At 63.0% G+C, this 24,604-nt stretch carries 24 protein-coding genes; 11 read left to right on the top strand and 13 right to left on the bottom strand.

The window, feature by feature from the left end; all coding sequences use genetic code 11:
- Positions 1-34 precede the first annotated feature (34 nt).
- Genes H1S03_RS02180 through H1S03_RS02195 form a run of 4 tightly spaced genes read right to left on the bottom strand, consistent with a single transcriptional unit; the run spans position 35 to position 3,749 of the window.
- Positions 35-1,072 (bottom strand): TRAP transporter substrate-binding protein, encoded by a 1,038-nt coding sequence (locus H1S03_RS02180; RefSeq protein ID WP_185802930.1) that lies wholly within the window; start codon positions 1,070-1,072, stop codon positions 35-37.
- A gap of 48 nt (positions 1,073-1,120) precedes the next feature.
- On the bottom strand, positions 1,121-2,446 hold the full coding sequence (locus tag H1S03_RS02185) for a TRAP transporter large permease (RefSeq protein WP_185802931.1): 1,326 nt from the start codon (positions 2,444-2,446) through the stop codon (positions 1,121-1,123).
- Entirely contained in the window at positions 2,446-3,012 is a 567-nt protein-coding gene (locus H1S03_RS02190) for a TRAP transporter small permease subunit (protein WP_185802932.1), read from the bottom strand. The genes H1S03_RS02185 and H1S03_RS02190 overlap by 1 nt, the downstream gene beginning before the upstream one ends.
- A complete protein-coding gene (locus H1S03_RS02195; RefSeq protein ID WP_185802933.1) occupies positions 3,009-3,749 on the bottom strand; it encodes an N-formylglutamate amidohydrolase in 741 nt (246 codons plus the stop codon). Before H1S03_RS02195 ends, H1S03_RS02190 begins: the two co-directional genes overlap by 4 nt.
- A gap of 121 nt (positions 3,750-3,870) precedes the next feature.
- Between H1S03_RS02195 and H1S03_RS02200 the strand changes: the two genes are divergently transcribed.
- Positions 3,871-4,755 (top strand): MurR/RpiR family transcriptional regulator, encoded by an 885-nt coding sequence (locus tag H1S03_RS02200; protein ID WP_185802934.1) that lies wholly within the window; start codon positions 3,871-3,873, stop codon positions 4,753-4,755.
- A gap of 7 nt (positions 4,756-4,762) precedes the next feature.
- Here H1S03_RS02200 and H1S03_RS02205 read toward each other — a convergent pair whose 3' ends face one another.
- The 7 genes from H1S03_RS02205 to H1S03_RS02235 form a co-directional block, all read right to left on the bottom strand.
- Positions 4,763-4,879 carry a DUF2474 domain-containing protein gene (locus tag H1S03_RS02205; RefSeq protein WP_185802935.1) on the bottom strand — a complete coding sequence of 39 codons (117 nt, stop codon included), beginning with the start codon at positions 4,877-4,879 and terminating at the stop codon, positions 4,763-4,765.
- Complete coding sequence (gene cydB, locus H1S03_RS02210) at positions 4,879-5,913, bottom strand: cytochrome d ubiquinol oxidase subunit II (protein ID WP_283810318.1); 1,035 nt, start codon at positions 5,911-5,913, stop codon at positions 4,879-4,881. Before cydB ends, H1S03_RS02205 begins: the two co-directional genes overlap by 1 nt.
- A complete protein-coding gene (locus H1S03_RS02215) occupies positions 5,910-7,358 on the bottom strand; it encodes a cytochrome ubiquinol oxidase subunit I (RefSeq protein WP_185802936.1) in 1,449 nt (482 codons plus the stop codon). Before H1S03_RS02215 ends, cydB begins: the two co-directional genes overlap by 4 nt.
- Positions 7,359-7,491: 133 nt before the next feature.
- Positions 7,492-8,535: a succinylglutamate desuccinylase/aspartoacylase family protein gene (locus H1S03_RS02220; protein ID WP_166190807.1), complete on the bottom strand. Its 1,044-nt coding sequence runs from the start codon at positions 8,533-8,535 to the stop codon at positions 7,492-7,494.
- A gap of 14 nt (positions 8,536-8,549) precedes the next feature.
- On the bottom strand, positions 8,550-8,999 hold the full coding sequence (locus tag H1S03_RS02225) for an ATP-dependent zinc protease family protein (protein ID WP_185802937.1): 450 nt from the start codon (positions 8,997-8,999) through the stop codon (positions 8,550-8,552).
- A gap of 45 nt (positions 9,000-9,044) precedes the next feature.
- Complete coding sequence (gene rimK / locus H1S03_RS02230) at positions 9,045-9,950, bottom strand: 30S ribosomal protein S6--L-glutamate ligase (RefSeq protein WP_185802938.1); 906 nt, start codon at positions 9,948-9,950, stop codon at positions 9,045-9,047.
- A 151-nt stretch (positions 9,951-10,101) separates the two neighbouring features.
- The gene (locus H1S03_RS02235) at positions 10,102-10,578 is read right to left on the bottom strand and encodes an Lrp/AsnC family transcriptional regulator (RefSeq protein ID WP_185802939.1); all 477 of its coding nucleotides are present in this window, start codon (positions 10,576-10,578) and stop codon (positions 10,102-10,104) included.
- A 164-nt stretch (positions 10,579-10,742) separates the two neighbouring features.
- Here H1S03_RS02235 and cysG point away from each other — a divergent pair, with 164 nt between their 5' ends.
- The 6 genes from cysG to H1S03_RS02265 are packed head-to-tail and all read left to right on the top strand — an operon-like array spanning position 10,743 to position 16,083.
- On the top strand, positions 10,743-12,149 hold the full coding sequence (gene cysG / locus H1S03_RS02240) for a siroheme synthase CysG (RefSeq protein WP_185802940.1): 1,407 nt from the start codon (positions 10,743-10,745) through the stop codon (positions 12,147-12,149).
- A gap of 1 nt (position 12,150) precedes the next feature.
- The gene (locus H1S03_RS02245) at positions 12,151-12,462 is read left to right on the top strand and encodes a DUF2849 domain-containing protein (RefSeq protein WP_185802941.1); all 312 of its coding nucleotides are present in this window, start codon (positions 12,151-12,153) and stop codon (positions 12,460-12,462) included.
- 3 nt (positions 12,463-12,465) lie between these two features.
- Positions 12,466-14,121, top strand: coding sequence for a nitrite/sulfite reductase (locus H1S03_RS02250; RefSeq protein ID WP_185802942.1), 1,656 nt, complete (start codon positions 12,466-12,468; stop codon positions 14,119-14,121).
- Positions 14,111-14,863: a phosphoadenylyl-sulfate reductase gene (locus H1S03_RS02255; protein ID WP_185802943.1), complete on the top strand. Its 753-nt coding sequence runs from the start codon at positions 14,111-14,113 to the stop codon at positions 14,861-14,863. The genes H1S03_RS02250 and H1S03_RS02255 overlap by 11 nt, the downstream gene beginning before the upstream one ends.
- Positions 14,860-15,261, top strand: a complete 402-nt coding sequence (locus H1S03_RS02260) for a DUF934 domain-containing protein (RefSeq protein WP_185802944.1) — start codon at positions 14,860-14,862, stop codon at positions 15,259-15,261. Before H1S03_RS02255 ends, H1S03_RS02260 begins: the two co-directional genes overlap by 4 nt.
- 21 nt (positions 15,262-15,282) lie before the next feature.
- Entirely contained in the window at positions 15,283-16,083 is an 801-nt protein-coding gene (locus H1S03_RS02265) for a ferredoxin--NADP reductase (RefSeq protein ID WP_185802945.1), read from the top strand.
- Between the two features lie 109 nt (positions 16,084-16,192).
- Here the strand turns inward: H1S03_RS02265 and pepN are convergent, their stop codons facing one another.
- Positions 16,193-18,712 (bottom strand): aminopeptidase N, encoded by a 2,520-nt coding sequence (gene pepN, locus H1S03_RS02270; protein WP_185802946.1) that lies wholly within the window; start codon positions 18,710-18,712, stop codon positions 16,193-16,195.
- A gap of 169 nt (positions 18,713-18,881) precedes the next feature.
- Here pepN and H1S03_RS02275 point away from each other — a divergent pair, with 169 nt between their 5' ends.
- Entirely contained in the window at positions 18,882-21,104 is a 2,223-nt protein-coding gene (locus H1S03_RS02275; protein WP_185802947.1) for a malate synthase G, read from the top strand.
- A gap of 289 nt (positions 21,105-21,393) precedes the next feature.
- Here H1S03_RS02275 and H1S03_RS02280 read toward each other — a convergent pair whose 3' ends face one another.
- Positions 21,394-21,732, bottom strand: a complete 339-nt coding sequence (locus H1S03_RS02280; RefSeq protein ID WP_185802948.1) for an MliC family protein — start codon at positions 21,730-21,732, stop codon at positions 21,394-21,396.
- Between the two features lie 145 nt (positions 21,733-21,877).
- Between H1S03_RS02280 and H1S03_RS02285 the strand changes: the two genes are divergently transcribed.
- The 3 genes from H1S03_RS02285 (at position 21,878) to H1S03_RS02295 (ending at position 24,520) form a co-directional block, all read left to right on the top strand.
- Complete coding sequence (locus H1S03_RS02285) at positions 21,878-22,279, top strand: RidA family protein (RefSeq protein WP_185802949.1); 402 nt, start codon at positions 21,878-21,880, stop codon at positions 22,277-22,279.
- Positions 22,280-22,380: 101 nt separating this feature from the next.
- Positions 22,381-23,133: a gamma-glutamyl-gamma-aminobutyrate hydrolase family protein gene (locus H1S03_RS02290; protein ID WP_185802950.1), complete on the top strand. Its 753-nt coding sequence runs from the start codon at positions 22,381-22,383 to the stop codon at positions 23,131-23,133.
- A 13-nt stretch (positions 23,134-23,146) separates the two neighbouring features.
- Complete coding sequence (locus H1S03_RS02295) at positions 23,147-24,520, top strand: hypothetical protein (protein WP_185802951.1); 1,374 nt, start codon at positions 23,147-23,149, stop codon at positions 24,518-24,520.
- The last annotated feature ends 84 nt before the right edge of the window (positions 24,521-24,604 follow it).

A 24,604-nucleotide genomic window follows, 5' to 3' on the forward strand; every position in this document is an offset into this window, starting at 1 on the left:
GAGGGGCGACCCGGATGGGCCGCCCCGCACTTTATCAGGTGTAGCGGTAGGGTCGACCGGCCTTCACCATATCGGCGTTGTACTGCTTGATGATATCCACCACGCGGCGCTTCACGTCGCTCTCGGCGGCGATCTCCTCCCAGAACTCCTGCGCGGCATCCTCGACCTTCTGCCATTCATCATCGGGGATCGTGGTCAGTTCCAGCTTGGGACCATTGACGCGCAGGGCGGCCTCACCCCCCCAATACCACCATTGGCGATAGTAATGCGACTGGTCGCAGCAGACGCGGAACAGGGTTTGCAGATCCTCGGGCAGCTCGTTCCAACGCTCCATATTGGCGAAGAACGATCCGGCCCACGCACCGGAGATGTTGTTGGTCAGGAAGTAGTTGGTCACGTCCGCCCAGCCGACGGTGTAATCCTCGGTGATGCCGGACCACGCGATGCCGTCCAGCTCTCCGGTTTGCATCGCGACCTCGATATCCTCCCACGGCAGGGACACGGGGATCACGCCGAACTGCGACATGAAGCGGCCTGCGGTCGGGAAGGTGAAGATGCGCTTGCCCTCCAGATCGGCGAGGGACCGGATCGGGTCCTTCGTCGCGAAATGGCACGGATCCCAAGCCCCGGCGGAGATGTGCTTGACGCCAAGGGCCGAATATTCCTCGTCCCAGATCTCATTCAGACCGTACTGATTGAACAGCACCGGCACGTCGAGCGAGTAGCGTGACGCGAAGGGGAAGTAGCCGCCGAACACGGTGACGTCGGTGGGGGAGGCCATCGAGTCGTCATCCGATTGCACGGCGTCGATGGTGCCGCGCTGCATCGCCTGAAACAACTCGCCCGTGGGGACCAGCTGATCGGCATAGAACAGCTCGATCTGCATCCGGTCGCCCGCGATCTTGTTGAACGCCTCGACCGCGGGGGTGATCACGTGTTCGGCCAGCGCGGCACCTGCATAGGTCTGCATCCGCCAGCGGATCGTGCCTTGGGCAAGGGCAGGGGTGGCAAGGGCGGCAGCCGCGACCGGGGCGGCGGCGGCTCCTTGGATAAACTTGCGTCTGGACGTCATCATATCTCTCCTTGGTTGAGGGTTCGGCAGGCTGCACCTGCTCTTTGTTTAGTTTCCGTAGATGACCTGCGGCAGCCACGTGGCGATGCCGGGAAAGGCCATGACCAGTATCAGCGCGCCGATCATCACCAGCACGAACGGCGTGATTGAGCTATAGATGTCGCGCAACGTAATCTCGGGCGGGGCCATCGCCCGCATCAGGAACAGGTTATAGCCGAAGGGCGGTGTCATATACGCAATCTGCGTCGTGATGGTGTAGAGGATCCCGTACCAGATCAGGTCGAAGCCAAGCGCCCCCACCAGCGGCACGTAGAGCGGGGCGACGATGACCAGCATGGCGGTATCGTCCAGAAAGGTGCCCATCAGGATAAAGCTGAGCTGCATCAGGATCAGGATCACCCAGGGGTTCAGGCCGAGTTTTTCGGTGAACAGGCTTTCGATCGCCTTCACCGCGCCCAGCCCGTCGAACACCGCGCCGAAGGCAAGTGCCGCGAGGATGATCCACATGAACATGCAGGTGATGCCCAGTGTGTTGCGCACCGAATTCTCGAACACCTCGCGGTTCATCCGGCCCTTGAGCACGGCGGCGGCGAAGGCGGCAATCGCCCCGATGGCGGAGCTTTCGACCAGCGAGGTCCAGCCGTTGACAAAGGGCACCATCATCACGGCAAAGATCACCAGCGGCAGCAGACCCGCACGCAGCAGGCGCAGCTTTTCGGCGCGGGGAATGTCACGTTCCTCCGGCGGCAGGACCGGGCCGAGAACGGGGTTCATCCGGCAGCGGATCACGATATAGGCAATGAACATGGCGGCCATCATCAGGCCGGGCACCACGCCTGCCAGCCACAACTGCCCGACAGGTTGCCGCGCGATCATCGCATACAGCACCAGCACCACGGACGGGGGCACCAGTATGCCCAGCGACGATCCCGCCTGCACCACGCCCGTCACCATCCGCTTGTCATAGCCCCGCTTGAGCAATTCGGGCAGCGCGATGGTCGATCCGATGGCCATGCCGGCCACGCTCAACCCATTCATGGCGGAGATCAGCACCATCAGCCCGATGGTGCCGATGGCCAGCCCGCCGCGCAGGCCGCCCATCCAGACATGGAACATCTTGTACAGATCGTCCGCGATCTTGGACTCCGACAGGACATATCCCATGAAGATGAACATCGGCAGCGTCAGCAGCGGATACCATTTCATCAGCTTCATTGCGGCGGCAAAGCCCAGGTCGTAACCGCCCCGGTCCCCCCACAGCAGCAGCGCCGCGACCACGGCGACGAAGCCGATGGCCCCGAACACCCGCTGCCCCGTCAGCAGCATCAGCATCATCGTCGCGAACATCAATGTCGCGATCATTTCATAGGGCATCAGATCGCCTCACCACGCAGCCGAAGCACGTCTTTGAAAAGTTCGGAAAGGCATTGCAGCAGCATCAGGAATATGCCGACGATCATGACCACCTTGATGGGCCACATCACCGGCCGCCATGCGGTGGGGGAGCGTTCCAGCCGCCCGACCTCCTGCGATCCCGTCACCAGTCCACCGAAGAATTCCAGCGGGTTGCTGCCCCAAAAGCCCAGTGAATAGGCGGTGGAGGCCAACGCCCCCCACAACAGAACACCAAGATAGAAGATCAGGAACAGCACCGTGAACAGGTCCACCCATGCCTTCTTGCGCAGGGACCATTCGCCATAGAGCAAATCCATCCGCACGTTCGATCCCAGCTGGATCGAGTAGGGACCGCCCAGTACGTAGTATCCGACCATCACGAACTGCGCCATTTCCAGCGTCCACAGCGATGGCAGGAAGAACGTCTTGGATATCGAGGACCACAGCAAGATGCCCATCAGCACGAAGATGCCGTACATCACCACGCGACCGGTGTAATAGTTCACCCCGTCCACGGCCCCGATGAAGCGACGCAGCACCCTCATGCCGCCACCTTCAGCGCGGACAGTGCCGCCGTCAGCCAGGGCTTCAGGATCGCCGCGATGCGGGCCTGCCCCTGGGCGTCAGCGATCAGGTCGTTGCGGATTTCCAGCATGACATTGGGATGCCCCCAGCGGATCGCATGTTCCAGCAAGGTGTGGGTGACGCCGTCCTCGGGTCCATAGGGCGCGTTACGCTCGACCTGCAAATCGGTGAAGCGCGCAGCCTCTGCCAGCATCGCGTCGGCAAGCCGGGTGTCCGCATCGTGCAGAACGCCGATTTCGACATGCCGTTCCTTGCCGTTATAGACCGGGGTGAAACTGTGGATCGTGACGATCACGGGCGCGGGCCGTGCGGCGACCTGTGCCGCCAGAGCATCGCGAAAGGGCGTGTAATATCGTGTCACGCGCTCGGACCGGTCCGCCGCGCTCAGATCAACGTTGCCTGCTATGTGGGTTTGCTCGCTGCGCGCGGGAATGGCATCCGGTGCCTCGGGCGGCCGATTGGCGTCATAGACCAGCCGACTGATGCGGCTGGCGATCAGGCGGGCATCCAGCGCCTGAGACAGCAGGGTTGCCGTCGCCATCGCGCCGGGATCCCAAGCGACATGGCTGATCGCCTCCTGCGCTGTCAGCCCCAGCCCGTTCAGGTCATCCGGGATGGCGTAAGAGGCATGCTCGCACACCAGCAGCACCGGCGATTTACCGTCAGGGTTCACGATTTGAACGACCTGATCCGACATGGTTGGTTCACCTCAATTGCCCATCTGACCGGGACAAGGCTCTTGCGCGCGGGGCGTCATGTCAACACAATATTGTAATGGATCGCACATCGTCGTTCGCCCTGTAACGAAAAGCGTCAGAATGGAGGCACCTTTGCCCGAAGTGGAAATGACCATAGCCGAGCGCATTCAGACCCAGCTCGACACGCTGACCCGCGCGGAACGGCAGTTGGCGCATTCGATTCTGGAAAACTATCCGGCCTCGGGCCTCGGCCCGCTTTCGGCGCTGGCCCGCGATGCGCAGGTTTCAGCGCCGACCGTGGCGCGCATGGTGCAAAAGCTGGGGTTTCGTAACTATCCCGATTTTCAGGCGGAGTTGCGCGAGGAGCTGAAGGCGAAGGTCAAGAACCCCATCGCAAAGCACGATACCTGGGCGGAGGGGGCGCCCTCGGGCCATGTCCTCAACCGCTTCACCGAGGCGGTGATCGACAATATCCGGCTGACGCTCGCCCAGACCGAGCCTGCGACCTTCGACGCGGCCTGCGCCCTGATTGCGGATACCGAACGCCCGCTGTTCATCGTGGGGGGCAGGGTGACGCATACCATTGCCGAATACCTGTTCCTGCACTTGCAGGTGGTGCGGCCCCGGATCACACATATTCAATCGACCTCGAACGCGTGGCCGCACCACCTGCTGGACGCAAAGCAGGGTGATGTCTTCGTGATTTTCGACATGCGGCGATATGAGAACAACACGCTGAAGCTGGCCGAGATGGCGCGTGCCAAGGGTGCGACGATCATCCTGATCACCGATCAGTGGCGGTCCCCGATCCACAGCGTCGCGGATATCTGCTTTTCCAATCGCATCGTTGTCCCCTCGGCATGGGATTCGATGGCGACGACCCTGCTGCTGGTGGAAACCATGATCGCCGCCGTGCAGGACGTGAACTGGGGGGAGGCCCGAACCCGGATGGAGGCGTTGGAAGATATCTTCGATCAGACCAGACTGTACCGGAAGTTCACCTGAACGCGCCCTACAGGATCATCAGGCGAATGCCGTAGGCGACGATCCCCAACGCTGTGATCGACAGCACCCAGATCGCCACGAACCAGATCAGCCGTTTCCATAGGGGGGAAGGGCGTTCGGCCATCAGTGATACCCGGTCCCCTCGTCAACCTTGCCGCGAAACACCCAGTAGGCATAGGCGGTGTAGATCAGGATGACAGGCAACAGGATCACGGCGCCGACCAGCATGAATATCTGGCTCTTTGCGGGGGCGGCGGCCTCGTAGATCGTGATTTCGGTCGGCACGATATAGGGAAACATCGAGATGCCAAGCCCGACAAAGCACAGCACGAACAGCATCAGCGCCAGCACGAAGGGACGGTATTCGTGGCGATGGATCGTCAGGGAGCGGAACATCAGCGCCGCAATCGCCAGAACCGCCGCAGCAACCCCGCCAGCCAGCGCGATGCGCCAATCCGCGAACCAGCGATTGTAGTACCCATCCTGCAAAAAGGGCGTCCACAGGCTGACGATACCGATGAAGGCCAGCGTGACAGCGCCCAGCGGCCATGCGCGGGCCCGCATTCGCTCCTGCAACGGACCGCCGGTCTTCATCACCAGCCAGGTCGCGCCCAGCAGCATGTAGCCGACCATCACCGCCACACCTACGGTCAGCGAAAATGGCGTCAGCCAATCCCACCAGCCGCCGGAATAGGCGCGTGCGGCCTTGTCGATCTGGATGCCTTGCAACAGTCCGCCCAGGGTGATGCCTTGTGACAATGCGGCGATGCCCGAACCCGCGATGAACGCGATGTCCCACGCCCAGCGGCCCCGTTCCGTCCGCCAGCGAAACTCGAAGGCGACCCCGCGAAAGATCAGCGCCAGCAGCATCGCGATGATCGGTGCGTAGAGCGCGGGCAGGATCAGCGCGTAGGCCAGCGGAAATGCCGCCAACAGACCGCCGCCGCCCAGTACCAGCCAGGTCTCGTTTCCGTCCCAGACCGGGGCGACGGAGTTCATCATCACATCCCGATCGCCACGCTTTCGCTCCAACGCGAACAGCATTCCCAGGCCCAGGTCGAACCCGTCCAGAATGACGTAGATCAGCACTGCCAGCGCGATCAGGAAGGCCCAGATGGTGGTCAGGTCGAGTGTGAAACCTTCGACTGGCATGGTCATGCTCCCGTTTCTGTCGTGTCGGGGCGGCGGCTCGCCTCTTCGGGTGCGGGGGTGGTTCCGGCGGTGCGGATCGGCCCCTTGACGGAATCGGCCAGCCTCGGCTCCTTCGAACTGGGCTGACGGCCCATCAGACGCAGGATATAGAACGTGCCCGCTCCGAAGACGGAAAAGTAGATCACGATGAACGCGACCAGCGATGCGCCCACGGCAGGTGCTGCCAGTGGCGCGGCGCTGTCGGCCGTACGCAATAATCCGTAGACGGTATAGGGCTGACGCCCGACCTCGGTCGTGATCCAACCGGCCAGAACCGCGATCAGGCCGGAGGGCGCCATGATCAGGGCCGCACGGTGCAGCCATGTCGCATCGTACAATTGCCTGCGCATCCGCGCCACCAGCGACCACATACCGATCCCCAGCATCGCAAAGCCAAGCGCGACCATGATCCGGAACGACCAGAAAACGATTGCCACAGGCGGCTGTTCGTCGTCCGGGATCGTGTCCAGACCGTCCATCGGCGCATTCAGATCATGCCGCAGGATCAGCGAGGATACCTTTGGAATGCCGATCGCATAGTCCAGCGTCTGCGTCTCATCATTTGGCAGGCCGAACAGGTATAGCGGTGCGCCTTCGGGGTGGCTTTCATAGTGCCCCTCCATCGCCATCACCTTGATCGGCTGATGCTCCAGCGTGTTCAAGCCGTGCAGATCACCTAAGAAAATCTGCACAGGGGCTACGATCGCCGCCATCCACATCGCCATTGAGAACATCGTGCGCGTCGCGGGCGTGGGCGCTTCGCCCCGTCGACGGTGGCGCAGCAAGTGGAACGCGCCGACACCGCCGACGATGAACGCCGTGGTCAGGTAGGCCGCCGTAACGGTGTGCAGCAGGCGATAGGGGAACGAGGGGTTGAATATGATTTGCCAGAAATCCACCGGCATGAATTGCCCGGTAATGGCGTCGATCTCGAACCCGGTGGGGGTCTGCATCCAGCTGTTGACGCTGAGGATCCAGAAAGCGGAGAAGAACGTCCCGAAGGCCACGGCCGCGCAGGCGATCATGTGCAGCGTGTCGCCGACCCGGCTGCGCCCGAACAGCATGATGCCCAGGAACCCCGCCTCAAGGAAGAACGCCGACAGCACTTCATAGGCCATGGGCGCGCCGATCACCGGCCCAGCCTTGTCCGAGAAGACGGACCAGTTGGTGCCGAACTGGTAGGACATCACGATGCCCGACACGACACCCATGGCAAAGGCCAGCGCGAAAATCTTGACCCAGTACCGGAACAGATCGAGGTATCTGCCATCCCGCGTCCACAGCCATAATCCATTGAGCACGGCGAGGTAACTGGCCAGCCCGATGGTGAAGGCGGGGAACAGGAAGTGGAACGACACGGTAAAGGCGAACTGGATCCGCGCCAGAAGGATTGCGTCGAATGAACCGAGCATGGACAACCTCGTTATCTATCGGTCCGAAGCTAAGCCTGCGCCCCGGCCAAGGCAATCGCGTGGGTCCGGCCCTATTGTCGCAGTGCAGCATCAGCGTGCCGCACGGTTGCCTGTCAGGATGCAGCGTTATGGCTCAGATAATCTCATCCTCATCGAACAGCGGATCGTCCGTCATCTGATCCGTATGTCCATCCATCAGCGCCTCCGCGCGGGCCACGGATGTCACGCGGGCGAGGTGAAAGACTGCGTCGCCCTCGTTTACCACGGGCATCACGGCCCGGCCGATCACGATGCCGCTGAACGGGGCGGGGATCTCGATCTCCTTGTTGCCGAAGGGGTCAGCGACGACGGCCATCAGGTCGCCCTCACTGACCACGTCGCCCTCGCCCTTGAACGACCGCAAGAGCCCCCCCGCCGGGGCGCGGAGCCATTTGCTGGAATTGCAGTAATAAGAGGCGGATTTCGGTTTCGCGATGCCCTTGGCCGGAACCATGTCGATATGGCGCATCACACGCAGGATGCCGGCAACACCCGCGCGCACAGACATCTCATCGAAGCGGAGGCCCTCACCCGCCTCGAACAGCAGCACGTCCTTTCCGACATCCTTCGCAGCGCCGCGCATCGACCCCTCTCGTAGGGGGGATTGCAGGATGACGGGGGCGCCGAAAACCTCCGCCAGTTCGGCAGTGCGGGCATTGTCGGGCGAAATGCGGACCTGTGGCAGGTTCGTGCGGTGGATCGCGGCGGAATGCAGGTCGATGCCCAGATCGCAGCGCAGGACGATCTCGTTCAGAAACAGCGATGCCAGCCGCGAGGCGAGCGACCCTTGCGCGCTGCCCGGAAATGACCGGTTCAGGTCGCGTCGATCCGGCAGATAGCGTGAGTGGTTCAGAAACCCGAAGGCATTGACGATGGGGATCACGATCAGCGTGCCGCGCAACGATTTCAGGTTCGGTGTGCGCAACAACCGTCGCACGATCTCGACCCCGATGACCTCATCCCCGTGCACCCCGGCGCTGACGAACATGGTCGGGCCGTCCTGCTTTCCGTGGATCACATGCACGGACATCGTGACCGGCGTGTGGTCGGACATCACGCTGACCGGCAATTCGATCGTCCTGCGCGTGCCGGGGGCGATGGCGGTGCCGGCAAAATCGTAATCGGCGCGTTTGGGCATGTTGCGAAAGGTCCTCAGCGACGGGTCAGGTTGGCGTGGCGGGTGTGCACGGCGATGTTCTGGTTCTTGAGCGCGGAGCGTCCGACGATCATCGGAAATTTCATTCTGGACCGATCTGTCAGCGAGACGGAGATCGGCCATTCGCGCCCACCCAGATTGACCGTGGTGCGGATCACGATCCGCTCCTGCGGGATGCCGCCGGTGTTCTTGATCCTGCGAATGTCGTAGATCGGCGCCTCGATCCGCATTGCCGGACCGTGTGATTTGAGCCGGAGGCCGAAGCGCACCCAATCCTCGTCATCCTTGCCGAACCGCTCGATATCGTCGGCGTGAAGGGCGCTGGTGCGTGCGCCCGTGTCGATCTTGCAGCGAATATCGGGGATGCCCAGATCGGGCAGGGCGATATGCTCGATCCAGCCGATTACCATTAATTGAGGTTTGGGTTTCTTGGGTTTGGTGGACATTGGCTCATTCGATGTTCTGGAAAGGAAGGGGGCGAAACGGGGTGGTCAGCCCTTGCCCCTGGTCCGGGTCGCGCCGGGCTTGGCGTGCTTTTCCAGATGTTCGATGATCGTGCCCGCCACGTCGAGGCCGGTGGCCTTCTCGACACCCTCCAGCCCGGGGGAGGAGTTGACCTCCATCACCACGGCCCCGTGGTTCGAGCGCAGCATGTCCACGCCGCAAACGCTCAAGCCCATCGCCTTGGCCGCGCGCACGGCGGTGGAGCGTTCCTCGGGTGAGATCTTGATGACCTTCGCGGACCCGCCCCGGTGCAGGTTCGAGCGGAATTCACCCTCCGCCCCGGTGCGTTTCATCGCGGCGATCACCTTGCCGCCCACGACGATGGCGCGAATGTCGGTGCCACCGGATTCCTTGATGAATTCCTGGGCGAGGATGTTGACGTTCGCACCGCGAAACGCCTCGATCACCGACTTGGCGGACCGCTCCGTGTCGGCCAGAACCACGCCGATGCCCTGCGTCCCCTCCAGCAGCTTGATGACAACGGGCGCGCCGCCCGCCAGCTTCACGACCTCTCCGGCCTGTTTGGCATCATGCGCGAAGGCCGTGACCGGCAAGCCGATGCCGTCCCGCGCCAGCAATTGCATGGACCGCAACTTGTCGCGTGAGCGTCCGATGGCGACGCTTTCGTTCAGGGGAAAGACGCCCATCATCTCGAACTGCCGCAGAACGGCGAGGCCGTAGAACGTGATCGAAGCACCGATCCTCGGGATCACCGCGTCATAGCCGGTCAGCGACTTGCCGTCATAGTAGATCTCGGGCCGGCGCGATGCGATGTTCATATAGCATTGCAGCGTGTTGATAATGTCGATCTGGTGGCCGCGTTGCTGCGCCGCCTCGACCAGACGCTTGTGCGAGTAGAGATTGGCGTTTCGCGCCATCATTGCGATTTTCATGATTGCGTCCCTTGGGTGAATGCTGAAGGCGGCTTCGGTGACGTCATCGTCCTTGCCCATAAGTATGGGGCCGTATGTATCATCACATAAGGCCGATACGCGTTTCGGCGACCTTTTGACCTGACGCTAGGGCAAGGGGGCAGGGCACGGATTATGCCGAACTGTCCGGGATGGGCAATGCGGTGGTGTTCTTGATCTCCTCCATCGACAGGGTGGAGGTGACATTGTAGATCGACACCTCCTGGATCAGCGCCCTGTAAAATACGTCATAGGCGCGGGCGGAGGCGACGCGCACCTTCAGGATGTAGTCGATATCACCGGCCAGTCGATGGGCCTCCATCACCTCGGGACGGTTCTTGACCGCGTTCAGGAACCGCTCCAACCAGCCTGCATCGTGTTCACTGGTGCGGATCAGAACAAAGAAGCAGGCCTCCAGCCCCAGCTTTTCGGGATCGAGCAGGGTGGTCTGGCCCCGGATGATCCCGGACTCGCGCATCTTGCGGATCCTGTTCCAGACCGGGGTCTTGGATGCACCTACCCGGCGGGCGATTTCGTCGAGGGAACGTGCGGAATCCTCCTGCAATTCGGCAAGGATTTTCCGGTCTGTATCGTCGAGTCGGATGCTCATTCTGTAAATTCCCGCTTTTCCGGTAAAAACGTGTGTTTGCCTCCCCCGTATAGGATCATCGTTCTTATTTCCAGCGCCATATACCCTGAATCTTGGAATTATGTTCTAAGCTGCCATGTGGAGTCAAAGCCAAGCAGGCCAAGCAGATCACGCAGGAGAGAGCGATGCGCCATTTCCCGATCTTTCTGAATCTCGCCGGACGCAATGTGGTCGTTTCGGGCGCGGGGGAGTGTGCGCTGGCGAAATTGCGGCTGATCCTCAAAACCGAAGCTAACGTAACCGTCTATGGCACCGATCCGCATGCGAAGCTGCGTGAGCTTGCGACAGACGGTAAGCTGACCCTGATCGAACGCCCGATCGCGGAGGGGGACGCGATCGACGCGGCGCTGCTCTACGGGGCGAACGAGGATGCGGTTGAGGATGCGCGGGCCGCCGAGATCGGGCGCCGCGCCGGGGCTCTCATCAACATCGTCGATAACCTTCAGGACAGCCAGTTCATCACGCCCGCCATCGTGGACCGCGATCCCGTGACCGTCGCCATCGGGACCGAGGGCGCGGCACCCGTGCTGGCCCGGGACATCAAGCGCCGGGTGGAGGAGATGCTGCCCGCCAATCTGGGCACGTTGGCCCGTATCGGACAGGCCTTTCGCCCTGTTGCCGACGCTTTGCCAATGGGCAGCATTCGCAGGGCCTTCTGGTCCGCCTTTTATTTCGACCGTGGCCCCCGCGCGCTGAGCCAAGGGCAGGCTGCGGTGCGTGAGGAACTGGACGAGCTGTTGAACGAAACCCTGAACGGGCAGGCCGCTATCGGTCACGTCGCCCTGATCGGTGCGGGTCCGGGTGATCCGGAATTGCTGACCATGAAGGCCCGCCGCCTGCTGCATGAGGCGGATGTCGTCGTCACCGACCGTCTGGTGGGGCCGGGCATCCTGGAGCTTGCCCGGCGCGAGGCGGAGATTGTCGAGGTCGGCAAGACCGGCTTCGGTCCTTCGTGGAAGCAGGAAGACATCAACGCCCTGATCGTTGCCAAGGCCGCCGAGGGTCACAAGGTCGCCCGTCTCAAGGGCGGCGACGTGGCGATCTTTGCCCGGTTGGACGAGGAGATCGAGGCGCTCGACGCGCACGGTCTGAGCTGGGAAATCGTTCCGGGCATCACCACCGCCTCTGCCGCGGCTGCATCGCTGGGGCAGAGCCTGACCAAGCGGGGCCGCAACAAGTCCTTCCGCATCGTCACCGGCCACGATGTCGATGGCTTCGCCGAGCAGGACTGGCGCGATCTGGCCCGCGAAGGGGCCACCGCCGCGATCTATATGGGGCGCAAGGCCAGCACTTTCCTGCGGGGGCGCCTGATGATGTACGGCGCGCCCGAGGATACGCCGATCACCGCGATCGAGAATGTCAGCCGCCAGAATCAGCGGGTTCTGCCCAGCACCCTGATCGACCTGCCCGACATGCTGTCGCGTGAGGGCGTGAATGGCCCCGTGATCCTGATGCTGGGCCTGACACCCCGCGCGGCCGAGGCCGCGATCCCAACCCTGCAATCCCCGCAATTCCAGAAAGTGGAGGCATAAAATGGCCAAGGCCTTCAAACCCCAAATCGTAACCGCGAACGACCTGCTGTTGGGCGACGTGATCTATCTGACCGCCGAGGGCGGCTGGACACGCGACCACGCCAGCGCCCAGGTCGCCCAGAATGCGGAGCAGGCCGAGGCGATGCTCGCCACCGCCGCCGCGCAACAGCTCAAGATCGTGGGGCCGTATCTGGCCGAAGCCACGCTCGACGCGAACGGCACCCCCGGTCCCGTCCATTTCAGAGAGGCGTTCCGCACACGCGGCCCCTCCAACTACAGCCACGGCAAGCAAGCCGAAGCCGCAGAGGCCTGATCCATGTACGATTACACTGATTTCGACCGCGAATTCGTCAACACCCGCGTGCAGGAGTTTCGCGGCCAGGTGGCGCGCCGCCTCGACGGCTCGATGACCGAGGATGAGTTCAAGCCGCTGCGCCTGATGAACGGTCTGTACCTGCAATTGCACGCCTACATGCTGCGCGTAGCGATCCCCTATGGCACGCTGAACAGTGGCCAGATGCGCCAGTTGGCGATGATCGCGGACAAGTGGGACAAGGGCTATGGCCACTTCACCACACGCCAGAACATCCAGTACAACTGGCCCAAGCTGATGGACGTGCCCGACATGCTGCAAGCGTTGGCGGATGTGTCGATGCACGCGATACAGACCTCGGGCAACACCATCCGCAACGTTACCGCCGATCATTTCGCAGGGGCCGCCGCGGATGAGATCGAGGATCCACGCCCGACCGCAGAATTGGTGCGTCAATGGTCCACGGATCATCCGGAATTCCAGTTCCTGCCACGCAAGTTCAAGGTGGCCGTCACCGGCTCCTCCAACGATCGCGCCGTGGTCAAGGCGCACGATATCGGCCTGCGCATGGTGCGTAACGCGGACGGGGCGCCGGGCTACGAGGTGATCGTGGGCGGCGGGCTGGGCCGCACGCCGATGATCGGCAAGGTGCTGCGCGACTACCTGCCCAAGGCCGATCTGCTGCCCTATCTCGAAGCGGTCATGCAGGTCTATAACCTGCACGGACGCCGCGATAACAAGTACAAGGCGCGCATCAAGATCCTCGTCCACGAAGAATCTCTGGAAGTCATGCAAAGCCGCGTCGCCGAAGTGTTCGAGCGTATCCGCGACGATTTCGTGGTGCCGCAGGATCTGATCGACCACATCGAAACCGGCTTCCAGCCGCCCGCTTACAAGACGGCCGACATCGCGCCGGTGCTGGACGGCGCGTTGCGCAGCTTCATCGACACCAACACCGTGGCGCACAAGAATCCCGATTACGCCATCGTCACGATCTCGCTCAAGGGGATCGGGGAAACGCCGGGTGATGCGACCTCGGACCAGATGCGCGTGATGGCCGATCTGGCCGAGAAATACGGCCATGATGAGCTGCGCATCAGCCATGAGCAGAACGTCGTCCTGCCGCACGTGCATCGCGGCGATCTGCCGGCCGTGTTCGCGGCGCTGAAGGACGCGGGTCTGGCGACGGCGAATGTCGGCCTCGTCTCTGACATCATCGCGTGCCCCGGCATGGATTATTGTGCGTTGGCGACGGCGCGCTCGATCCCGGTCGCGCAGCAGATTTCCACGGCCTTCGCGGATATCGACGCGCAGCGTGACATCGGTCCGCTCAAGATCAAGATCTCGGGCTGCATCAACGCCTGCGGGCATCACCATGTCGGCCATATCGGCATTCTGGGGCTGGATCGGGCAGGGGTCGAAAACTACCAGATCACCCTTGGCGGCGACGGCACCGAGACGGCCACCATCGGCGAACGGGCCGGACCCGGTTTCGCATATGATGAGATTGTTCCGGCGGTCGAGCGCCTGATCAAGGCCTATCTGGACCTGCGCGCCGACCCTGAGGAGACGTTCCTGGAGGCATATCGCCGGGTCGGGATGGGTCCATTCAAGGTGGCGCTCTACCCCGAAAAGCAGGAGAGGGCGAATGCGGCCTGAGCAGGATTTCGCAACCGTAGGCGAACGCGTCGCCGCGCTGAACGACCGCTTCCGGCACCATGCCGCCGGCGCCGTCCTGCGTGAGGCGCTGAACGCCAAGGAAACCGGCCGTGTCGCTGTCGTCTCGTCCTTTGGGGCGGAGAGCGTGGTGCTGCTGCATCTTGCCGCCGTGGTAAATCCCGATATCCCGGTGCTGTTTATTGATACCGAGATGCTGTTTCCCGAAACGCTGGATTATCAACACGACGTCGCGAAGACGCTGGGCCTGACGAACGTTCAGATTATACGCGCCAGCCGCACCCAGCTTGCCGCGCAGGATCCTGACGGCACGCTGCACCAGCGCGATACCGATGCGTGCTGCACCCTGCGCAAGACCATCCCGTTGGAGGCCGCGCTGACGCCCTATGATGCGTGGATCACGGGGCGTAAGCGGTTCCAGTCCGGCACCCGCGCGGCGTTGGAGTTCTTCGAAGCGGAGGGCGACCAGCGCATCAAGATCAACCCCCTGGCCCATTGGGGCCCGTCGGATGTGCAGGACTATCTTTGGAACAACAAGCTGCCCCGACATCCGCTGGTCGCGCAGGGCTATCCCTCCCTCGGCTGTGCGCCGTGCACCTCGAAGGTAAAGGAAGGTGAAGATCCCCGCGCAGGCCGTTGGCGTGGCGAGGAAAAAGAAGAATGCGGCATCCACTTCATCGACGGAAAGATGGTGCGTGGGCCCATCAAGGAGACAGTAGAATGAGCGTGATCGTGACCGATGCAGGCTTCGGCCCTGACGGCTTCAACGCGGGGTTTGCCGCGCCGGGCGAACAATCCGACGGACAGGGTGTCGATCTGCCGAACGATGCAGATGTGGTGGCGGTTTTCGACACGATCAAGGACGCTCCGCTGATCCGCATTCCTTTTCCGTCCAGCGCGGACGGACGCGGATTTACCATCGCCGCGCGCCTGCGCGATTTGGGATATCGCGGTAAGTTGCGCGCGCAGGGGCATGTTATTGCAGAACAATATAGAAAGGCGCGCGGCGTCGGCTTTGATGAGGTCGAGATTGACGATGCGCTCGCCGCGCGCCAGCCCGCACCACAGTGGAGCCCGGTTCAGACGCTTCGCTACCAATCGAAATTCCGCCGCTCCGCCTGATCGGTTCTCAAGGACAGACTCATGACGATTCAACAGCCCGTAAACGCCCCTGTGCGCCCTGATGCGCAAATTGTTACCGAAGTAACGCATTGGACCGATAGACTTTTTTCGTTCCGGGTGACGCGACCGGCCTCTCTGCGGTTCCGCTCGGGTGAGTTCGTGATGATCGGGTTGCTCAAGGAGGACGGCAAACCGCTTCTGCGCGCCTATTCCATCGCTTCCCCCAGTTGGGATGAGACGCTGGAGTTCTATTCGATCAAGGTGCCGGATGGGCCGCTGACCTCGAAACTGCAAAATATTTCCGTTGGGGATCAAGTGATTGTACGGCCCAAGCCGGTCGGGACGCTCGTGACCGACGCGCTGCTGCCGGGCAAGCGATTGTGGCTGCTGGCGACCGGCACGGGCATAGCCCCGTTTGCCTCCCTGATCCGTGACCCTGATATTTACGAGCGTTATGAGCGGGTTATCCTGACGCATACATGCCGCACGGTTCAGGAGCTGACTTACGGTCAGCGTCTGGTGGAGGGTCTGCCCGAGGATCCTCTGGTGGGGGAGCAGGCAATGGACAAGCTGCACTACTTCGCCACCGTTACTCAGGAAGAGTTTGTAAACAAAGGCAGAATTACCGACCTGATGCGCTCTGGCGAATTGTATGAGGCGCTCGGCACCGGGCCGCTGAACCCGGCGGAAGATCGTGTGATGATCTGCGGATCAATGGGCCTCAACCTCGATGTGAAGACCATTCTGGAGGAGGCGGGCTTTACCGAAGGATCCAATTCCGCGCCGGCCGATTTCGTGGTCGAGAAGGCCTTTGTCGGCTAGCACACCCTCGGACTGCGTTCGGACAGTGGTGAAGGGGCGGAGGGAAACCTTCCGCCTCTTGCGGTCGTCCGAACATCCCGGTCCTACGCTTGCGCTCGCATCCGACCGACTATGCCTGCGCTCGCATTCGACCGACCATCTCCCCGGTATCGCGGCTCAACCCATCGGCGCTGGCGATGCGTTCGAGTTGATCGAGGATCAGTTTTTGCCGCCCTTCGTCGTAGCGCCGCCACGTCTCGAACGCGGCTGACATGCGCGCGGCCAGCATCGGGTTGCGCTTGTCCACCTTCAGCAGCCAGTCCGCCAGCCAGACATAACCGGCCCCGTCGGCGCGGTGAAACGCGGCGGTGTTGCCGATCAGCCCGCCAACCAGCGCACGGAACCGGTTCGGCACAGTCCATGCGAAATCTTCGTGGTTCTGGAGTTGCTGCGCCACGTCCAGCGCCTCATGTGCCGGGGCGAGGCTGGTCTGCATGGCGAACCATTTGTCGATGACCAGGTCGGTGCCGGTCCATTCGGCGTGGAATGAGGCCAGCTCCGCCTCCGCCTGTCCGGCGCGGATCAGGGGCGCCAGTGCGGCGAGGCGGTCCGTCATGTTCGACGCCTGCGCCAGCGCCTCGCGCGCCAGATCGGTGTCGCGGCGGGCGGCGAGCGACAGCAGGCGGTTTGCCAGCGCCCGTTGCCCCGGCGCCTGACCATCGGGCGAATAGTCCCCGGTGGGCCGGATCGCGCGCGAGATGCGCATCGCCTCCGCGCCCAGGCGTGAGGTCAGTGCTTCCTCAAGCGATTGATGCCGCACATGCACCAGATCAGGATCGACGGTTCCGCCGCGCAAGGCGATCTCCTGCGCGATACCCTCCTGCGTGGGCAGGCTGAGGATCAATGCCCGCAGGGCCGGGTCCAGCGTCTGGTCATTCAGAACCGCGCACACGCCGTCCAGCCAGGGTGCCGGGTCGCCATCGCCTGCCAGTACGTCGAGCGCGAGGGTGCGCCCGGCCTCCCACCGGTTGAACGCATCCGTATCGCGGGCCAGGCGCAGGGCGGCATCGCCCGGCTGCCCCTTCTGCTCCAGGATCACAGGAGCCGAGAAGCCGCGCAGGACGGAGGGGACCGCGCGGGCGGCAGTCTTGACCCGCAATTCCTGCTCGGCCTTGGTCAACAGGAACGTGCCATTCGCGACCTCGCCCCCATCGTCCAGCAAGCCCCAGCGAATCGGGATCGGCACCGGTTGCTTGTCCGGCTGACCGGGGGTCGGCGGGGTGGTCTGGCGAAAGGTCAGGATCGTCTGCCCCCCCTCGAACCGATCCTCGACCGTCAGGTGGGGCGTTCCGGCCTGATGATACCAGCGGCGGAATTGGGACAGGTCGTGGCCCGTCGCATCCTGAAACACACTCAGCCAATCCTCGATCGTGCAGGCCTGCCCGTCGTGGCGTTCGAAATACAGCTTCAGCGCCGCGTCGTAGGCATCCTGCCCGACAATCTCACGCAGCATGCGGATCAGCTCCGCCCCCTTTTCATAGACGGTGGCAGTGTAGAAATTGTTGATCTCGACATAGCTTTCGGGCCGCACGGGATGGGCGAGGGGGCCTGCATCCTCGCGGAACTGCCCGGCGCGCAGGCGCAGCACGTCCTCGATGCGCTTGACCGGGGCCGATCGCATATCGGCGGAGAAGCACTGATCGCGAAAGACGGTCAGCCCCTCTTTGAGGGACAATTGGAACCAGTCGCGGCAAGTGATGCGGTTGCCGGTCCAGTTGTGGAAATATTCATGCGCGATGACGCTTTCCACACCGTCGAAATCGGCATCCGTGGCGGTTTCGGGGCTGGCCAGCACGTATTTGGAGTTGAAGACGTTGAGGCCCTTGTTCTCCATCGCGCCGGCATTGAAATCGTCCACCGCGACGATCTGGAACAGGTCGAGGTCGTATTCCAGTCCGTAGGTGTCCTCGTCCCATTTCATCGCCCGTTTGAGCGCATCCATGGCGTAGGCGCAGCGCCCCTGATCGCCATCGCGCACCCAGATTTTAAGCGTGACATCGCGACCGGACATGGTGGTGAAGCTGTCCTCGACACTGCACAGATCACCCGCGACCAGCGCGAACAGATAGCTGGGCTTGCGCCAGGGGTCGTGCCATTCGGCCCAGCCGGGTCCGCTGCCGGTCAGATCGCCATTGGACAGCAACACCGGCATGTCGCCTTCGATGCGCACCGTGTAGACCGCCATCACGTCAGGACGGTCGGGGAAGTAGGTGATGCGGCGAAAGCCTTCGGCCTCGCACTGCGTGATGAACAGGTCACGGCGGTAATACAGCCCCTCCAGCGTGGTGTTGCCGGCGGGGTCGATCCGGGTTTCCGCAACCCATGTGAACGGACCGTCGGGCAGGTCGGCGGCGGCGACGGTCAGGCCGTCCTCATCGCATGTGGGGGTAACGGGCACCCCGTTGATCGCGGCGCTGAGCAGGTCGAGGTCCACACCATCCAGCCGCAGGTCGCCGGTGCCTGCCCCGAACGCGATCTCGGCCCGCACGCGGGTGGCCTCCGGATCCAGATGGAATGTCAGGTGCACCGTGCTGACCGGATGCGAGAACGGCTTATAATCTTCGAGGCGGATGACGGATTGTCGGCTCATACATGGTCCCTCTGAGCGGTTCGGCCCTATGGTGGGCGTGCGTCGGGGGAAGTGCAAGCGGTCGGCCTATTCCACCATATGAAATCGGATCCCACCGACATTGCCCCCGACATTGCGTTGCGCGCCCCACGCGCTATCTGTTCGGAAACATCCCAGAGGAGAGACGGCCATGACAGACCGGATAGCGATCGAAGGCCTGCACGTCGCGCAGGAGATGAAGGATTTCATCAGCACGCAGGCCCTGCCGGGCACCGGTGTCGATGAGGGCGCATTCTGGAAGGGATTGTCCAACCTGATCCACGATATGGGCCCGCGCAACCGCGAATTGCTGGCGATCCGACGTCAGATGCAGGAGAAGATCGACGCCTGGCATATCGAGCATCGCGGTCAACCGCATGATGCGCAGGCCTACAAAGATTTCCTGCGCGAAATCGGCTATCTGGTCCCCGAGGGGGAACCCTTCACCATCGAGACGCGCGATGTGGACCCGGAAATCGCCTGCACACCCGGCCCGCAATTGGTGGTGCCGGTGATGAACGCCCGCTATGCGCTGAACGCGGTCAACGCACGGTGGGGCAGCCTGTACGACGCCCTTTACGGTACGGATGCGCTGGGCGATCTGCCCACCGGCAAGGGCTATGACGCGGAGCGTGGCGCGCGGGTGATCGCCCGTGCGAAATCGTTTCTGGATGAGGTGGCACCCCTGTTCTCCGGCTCGCACGCGGATGTTGCGGGCTACCGCGTGACTGATCGCGGGCTGGAGGCGGAGATTCTCAATGACGAGGATACGCGCGGCACCGAAACCATGCAGAGCCGCGAGGTCCCCTCCGCCGGAAAGCCGCCCAAGGTGTTCAACGGGATGCTGCTGGCCAGCCCGGAACAGTTCGCCGGGTGGCGCGGCGACAGGGATGCGCCCAGCGCGATCCTGCTGCGCAACAACAACCTGCATATCGAAATCCAGATCGACCGCGACAGCCGGATCGGCGGGTCGGACAAGGCGGGCGTCGCGGACGTTCTGCTGGAATCCGCGATCTCGACCATCATGGATTGCGAGGATTCCGTCGCCGCCGTCGATGCCGAGGACAAGGTTCTGGCCTGGGGCAACTGGCTGGGCCTGATGAAGGGCGATTTGCAGGAGGAGGTGACAAAGGACGGTCAGACCTTCATTCGCAAGATGAACCCTGACCGGACATATGAGAGCACGGACGGCACATTATCGCTGAAGGGGCGCAGCCTGATGCTGGTGCGCAATGTCGGCCATCTGATGACCAATCCCGCCGTGCTGGATCGCGACGGAAACGAAGCCGGGGAGGGGCTGCTGGACGCAATGGTCACGACGCTGTGCGCCATGCATGATTTGCAACGCGACGGCGGCAACTCGGTCTGCGGCTCGGTCTATGTGGTAAAGCCCAAGATGCACGGCCCCGATGAGGTCGCCTTCACCGATGAGATATTCGATCGGGTGGAAGATGTTCTGGGCCTGCCCCGTCACACCGTAAAACTGGGCATCATGGATGAGGAGCGGCGCACCTCGGTCAACCTTGCGGAATGCATACGTGCCGCCAAGCATCGCGTGGCGTTCATCAACACCGGCTTTCTCGACCGGACCGGCGATGAGATGCACACCTCGATGGAGGCCGGGCCGATGATGCGCAAGGGTGACATCAAAGCGACCCCTTGGATCAAGGCCTATGAGGATCGCAACGTCGATATCGGACTGACCGCTGGTCTGAAGGGGCGCGCGCAGATCGGCAAGGGGATGTGGACGATGTCCGATCTTATGGCCGATATGCTGGAGCAGAAGATCGGCCACTTGAAGGCAGGCGCGACCTGCGCCTGGGTGCCGTCGCCCACCGCTGCAACCCTGCACGCGACGCATTACCACCAGATCAACGTTCTGGACCGTCAGGATGAGATTGCGGCAGGCGGCTCGCGCGCAACGCTCGACGATTTGCTGACCTATCCTGTGGCGGAGGGGCAGAACTGGTCCGAGGAGGACGTTCGGGCGGAGTTGGAGAACAACGCCCAGGGGATCCTGGGCTACGTGGTGCGCTGGGTCGATCACGGGGTCGGCTGTTCCAAGGTGCCCGACATCAATGATGTCGGCCTGATGGAGGATCGCGCGACCTGCCGCATTTCCTCGCAACACATGGCGAACTGGCTGCACCACGGCGTCGTGACCCACGATCAGGTGGAGGAAGTGCTGCAACGCATGGCCGCGAAGGTCGATGCCCAGAACGCCGGCGATCCCGACTACATCCCCATGGCCCCCGGCTTCGACACCATAGCCTACAAGGCGGCGCAGGACCTGATCTACAAGGGGACGGAGCAGCCCTCGGGCTATACCGAACCGGTCCTTCACCGCCGCAGGCTGGAACTGAAGGCATCCTGAGCCATTCACTTTCCCCAAATATCCCCGCCGGAGGCATCCCTCCGGCGCATCTTCAAAGGACGCTCGATGTCTGAAATCACCCGCCGCAAGACGAGATAACCCTCAAACCTCTGTCCGTCGTGGTATTGGACAAGAAAGAGGCGGTCGTCGGCGCGGTGGGTGACCTGCGACAGCGCGGACAACGATCAACTGGCGGGTATAGCCGGATCGAGGCCACGGCGAGCCTTAGGCTCAGAAATCCGCGGCGGGCTTATTTCGATATCCGTCCAGGCGGATTGACCCTGCGAGATCAGTCTTCGTTTGCTTCGCAGAGCAGGGGAGCCATACGGGTGCGCAGGTTCGTCAGCGTGCCTTCATTGCCCTTGTTCCACCATTCCCATTCGCCTGAAACATAGCGCACGCCCGATCCGGCGAGCACGGCCACGAACAGCCGTTCGGAGCCGTCGGGGGACAGCAGCGCAAGGCTTTGATGGGCGTCGGTAATGTAGCGAACCGACAGATCGCGCCCGTCGGCACAGGTGTGGTGGACCACTATGGTTTCCGTTTGCGCGCCGAGCGGCAGGCTCAGCGATATTTCCGCCTGTGCGGGAACGGCGACGGTCAGGGCCAGCAGTGTTGTTCGGATCATCGTATAGGCCTGTCGGGATAGAAGCGATCGGGAGCCGGGACCCGTATCCGTTTCGCTTGCCGGGGTTGCAGGGCGGGTATAGATCGCATCACACAGGATGGTCCTGCGGTGCTCACCGATTTGCGCCCAAGATACGGAGCATATGATGACGCGACAACTCTTCTCGCAAGGGTCCGAATACGAGAATTCCATCGGCTACAGCCGCGCCGTGCGGGACGGACGCTGGGTCTTCGTTTCGGGCACCACCGGGTTTGACTATGCGACCATGGAAATCTCGGACGATATGGCGGTGCAGACCGATCAGGCGATGCGCAACATCAACACGGCCCTGTCAGCGGTCGGCGCATCCATGGCGGATGTTGCGCGCGTCACCTATATGGTGCCGAACCGCGATCTGTTCGAGCAGAGCCACGAGGTGCTGCATACCTGGCTGGGCAACGTGCGACCCGCCGCGACGATGTTCGTGGCCGAGCTTCTGGACCCGCGCATGTTGATCGAGATCGAGGTGACGGCCCGCGTTGCCAACGGTGGCAAGCGCAAGAAGTAAGAGCCTGCGGCGCGGATATTTGCGGAAAGTGAAAACCGGGGCGTGGACGAAGCGTAACTGTGCGGGCATACTGCGATGCAGCACACGATTCAGGAGCGACCATGTCCCGTCCCGTTATCGGTATCATCGGCAATCAGCACCAGATCAACGATCAGTATCAGGTGCAGGCCGTCGGCACGATGAATATCACCGCAATCGTTGAGGTATGCGACGCGATTCCCATGATGCTGCCAGCCGATCCAGCAATGATCGGGGTCGCGGACGCCATACAGGTCTGTGACGGATTCGTGTTTCCGGGTGCGCGCCCCAATGTGCACCCCGAGGAATACGGTCATGCGGAGACGGAGGCCCACGGCACGTTCGATCGCGCGCGCGATGCGCTGGCGCTGCCCCTGATCCGCGAATGCGTGGCGCGGGGCGTTCCCGTGCTGGGACTGTGCCGTGGCTTTCAGGAAATGGCGGTGGCCTTCGGATCGACGTTGCACCCTGAAATCCGCGACATTCCCGGACGCCTGAACCACCGTATGCCCCCCGATGGCACGATGGAGGAGAAGTTCGCGCTGCGCCATTGGGTGACGTTGACCCCCGATGGGCCGTTTGCACGGTTGTTCGGTGCGCCCGAAGTCTTGACCAATACGCTGCACGGGCAGGGGATCGAGGACCCGGGCAGTCGCGTCATCGTCGATGGCCGCGCGCCCGACGGAACCGCCGAGGCGATCTATATCGAGGGTGCGCCCGGTTTCGCCATGGGGGTGCAGTGGCATCCTGAATACAAGGCGGGGGAGGATATGGTCTCCCGCGCCTTGTTCGAAGCATTCGGGCGGGCCGCCGCCGGTTTGCGTCGCGCCGCCTGATTCCACGTCGAATATGGCACGTAGAAAGCGGCTTTCCCCGCCGCCCGTCTGGCTTGCGCCGGTTCTGGGCGGGTTCCTGATCCTGTTGACGGCCCTCGGTGCGGTGATGCCAGCAGTCCAACTGTCCACGGGTGAGGCGGCCGAATGGCGGCGCGCGTTGGGTGGGCCGTTCCTGCCTCTCGACGCACCGCCACTGGGCAGTTGGATACTGCGGATCGCATTGTTCGTGGGCGGTGACATGCTGGCATCATTGCGACTTTCGTCCCTGGCGATGCTGGCCGTATTGCTGGGATGTCTGGCGCCGCGCGGCCGCATGGCCCTGATTGCCGGTCTGTCGTCGCCGCTGGTCTGGTGGCTGGTCCTGTCGGGACTGAATGCGAGCGTCTTGCTGGCCGCAGCCGCCCCCTTTGCCCTGTTGCTGGAGCGGGCCGCCGCCCCCCGTCCGAAGCGGGAGAAGACGCCGCCCCTGCGTCCTTGGCTCTGGCTGGGGCTGTCGGGCGCGGTCCTGTTGCACGCGCAACCACTGTTGATAGGCGCCATGCTGGTGCTGTTCGCGCTGCTGATCTGGCGTGGGGTGGCGTGGCGCGGGCCGGTGCTGGCATTAGGCGTGATCGCGGTGCTGGTCTTGCCGTTCGTGATCTGGTCCGCGGCGACGGCGGGGGCACCTTTGCTGGGTGCGCTGCCAGTGCGCGGATCGTCCGCATGGTGGGAACTGGCGCTGGCGGTGCTGGCGTTGGGCCCTCTGCTGCTGGGCGGATTGCGCGGCTCCACCGATGCGCTGGGCCTGTGGATCTGGAGCGTGATTGCGCTGGGCATCGCGTTGGCTCTGCTGGAGCGGGGATCGCCCATGTTGACGGCGGTGCTGGTTGCCCCTCTGGCTCTGAGGCAAGCCGGAAGCGCGCTGCGTGGCTGGCGGCTGATCGCGCTGGGCGGGATTGGCGCGCCGGTTGGCGCGATGCTGCTGGCGGTGTCGATGATGTATGCGGCGTTCGGAGAGGGACTGCCCGCGATCGCGGACCCCCATGCAGCCCGGCGGGCGGATGCGGCATTTTGCGAGGATGTCCTGCTGACCATGGAGGAAGAAGGCGCCGTGTCGCTGATCGGAGCGGCTCGCGCACCCCTGTTGCCTTGCGCGTGGCGGGGTGGACTACGCGATACGCCCGTCATCGGCATGACGACCGACGGACCATTGCCGCTGCGCGTGGCGCAAGGCCCCCTGGCGGTGGAGGGCGACGGCGTGCTGGTGGCCTTCTGGCCAGATGACGGGGTTGCGATGGCCTCGCAATTTGCGAATCGGCGAATACTGGGCGCGCGCTCCATCCCGGATCATGCGGGCAGCGAACGGCGATACACGCTGTGGCTGGTGCGTGACTGGACCGGCGGGTAACGGGGGATGGCCAAGAAAGTACTGACAGAGCCCCGTGACCGAATGACAGGCGCAAACCAGCCAAAAAACGGGATGCGCCTCATA

The sequence above is a fragment of the Pontivivens nitratireducens genome, assembly GCF_014235845.1.
Taxonomy (GTDB): domain Bacteria; phylum Pseudomonadota; class Alphaproteobacteria; order Rhodobacterales; family Rhodobacteraceae; genus Pontivivens; species Pontivivens nitratireducens.

Excerpts from the sequence above, each read along its gene's own strand:
- H1S03_RS02290 (WP_185802950.1), top strand. The coding sequence starts at position 22,381 with ATGTCCCGTCCCGTTATCGGTATCATCGGCAATCAGCACCAGATCAAC.
- H1S03_RS02235 (WP_185802939.1), bottom strand. The coding sequence starts at position 10,578 with ATGAGCATCCGACTCGACGATACAGACCGGAAAATCCTTGCCGAATTG.
- H1S03_RS02205 (WP_185802935.1), bottom strand. The coding sequence starts at position 4,879 with ATGGCCGAACGCCCTTCCCCCCTATGGAAACGGCTGATCTGGTTCGTG.
- H1S03_RS02190 (WP_185802932.1), bottom strand. The coding sequence starts at position 3,012 with ATGAGGGTGCTGCGTCGCTTCATCGGGGCCGTGGACGGGGTGAACTAT.
- H1S03_RS02195 (WP_185802933.1), bottom strand. The coding sequence starts at position 3,749 with ATGTCGGATCAGGTCGTTCAAATCGTGAACCCTGACGGTAAATCGCCG.
- H1S03_RS02245 (WP_185802941.1), top strand. The coding sequence starts at position 12,151 with ATGGCCAAGGCCTTCAAACCCCAAATCGTAACCGCGAACGACCTGCTG.
- H1S03_RS02250 (WP_185802942.1), top strand. The coding sequence starts at position 12,466 with ATGTACGATTACACTGATTTCGACCGCGAATTCGTCAACACCCGCGTG.
- H1S03_RS02180 (WP_185802930.1), bottom strand. The coding sequence starts at position 1,072 with ATGACGTCCAGACGCAAGTTTATCCAAGGAGCCGCCGCCGCCCCGGTC.
- H1S03_RS02220 (WP_166190807.1), bottom strand. The coding sequence starts at position 8,535 with ATGCCCAAACGCGCCGATTACGATTTTGCCGGCACCGCCATCGCCCCC.
- H1S03_RS02280 (WP_185802948.1), bottom strand. The coding sequence starts at position 21,732 with ATGATCCGAACAACACTGCTGGCCCTGACCGTCGCCGTTCCCGCACAG.
- pepN (WP_185802946.1), bottom strand. The coding sequence starts at position 18,712 with ATGAGCCGACAATCCGTCATCCGCCTCGAAGATTATAAGCCGTTCTCG.
- H1S03_RS02225 (WP_185802937.1), bottom strand. The coding sequence starts at position 8,999 with ATGTCCACCAAACCCAAGAAACCCAAACCTCAATTAATGGTAATCGGC.
- cysG (WP_185802940.1), top strand. The coding sequence starts at position 10,743 with ATGCGCCATTTCCCGATCTTTCTGAATCTCGCCGGACGCAATGTGGTC.
- H1S03_RS02185 (WP_185802931.1), bottom strand. The coding sequence starts at position 2,446 with ATGCCCTATGAAATGATCGCGACATTGATGTTCGCGACGATGATGCTG.
- H1S03_RS02265 (WP_185802945.1), top strand. The coding sequence starts at position 15,283 with ATGACGATTCAACAGCCCGTAAACGCCCCTGTGCGCCCTGATGCGCAA.
- H1S03_RS02200 (WP_185802934.1), top strand. The coding sequence starts at position 3,871 with ATGGAGGCACCTTTGCCCGAAGTGGAAATGACCATAGCCGAGCGCATT.
- H1S03_RS02285 (WP_185802949.1), top strand. The coding sequence starts at position 21,878 with ATGACGCGACAACTCTTCTCGCAAGGGTCCGAATACGAGAATTCCATC.
- cydB (WP_283810318.1), bottom strand. The coding sequence starts at position 5,913 with ATGACCATGCCAGTCGAAGGTTTCACACTCGACCTGACCACCATCTGG.
- H1S03_RS02275 (WP_185802947.1), top strand. The coding sequence starts at position 18,882 with ATGACAGACCGGATAGCGATCGAAGGCCTGCACGTCGCGCAGGAGATG.
- H1S03_RS02215 (WP_185802936.1), bottom strand. The coding sequence starts at position 7,358 with ATGCTCGGTTCATTCGACGCAATCCTTCTGGCGCGGATCCAGTTCGCC.
- H1S03_RS02295 (WP_185802951.1), top strand. The coding sequence starts at position 23,147 with ATGGCACGTAGAAAGCGGCTTTCCCCGCCGCCCGTCTGGCTTGCGCCG.
- H1S03_RS02255 (WP_185802943.1), top strand. The coding sequence starts at position 14,111 with ATGCGGCCTGAGCAGGATTTCGCAACCGTAGGCGAACGCGTCGCCGCG.
- H1S03_RS02260 (WP_185802944.1), top strand. The coding sequence starts at position 14,860 with ATGAGCGTGATCGTGACCGATGCAGGCTTCGGCCCTGACGGCTTCAAC.
- rimK (WP_185802938.1), bottom strand. The coding sequence starts at position 9,950 with ATGAAAATCGCAATGATGGCGCGAAACGCCAATCTCTACTCGCACAAG.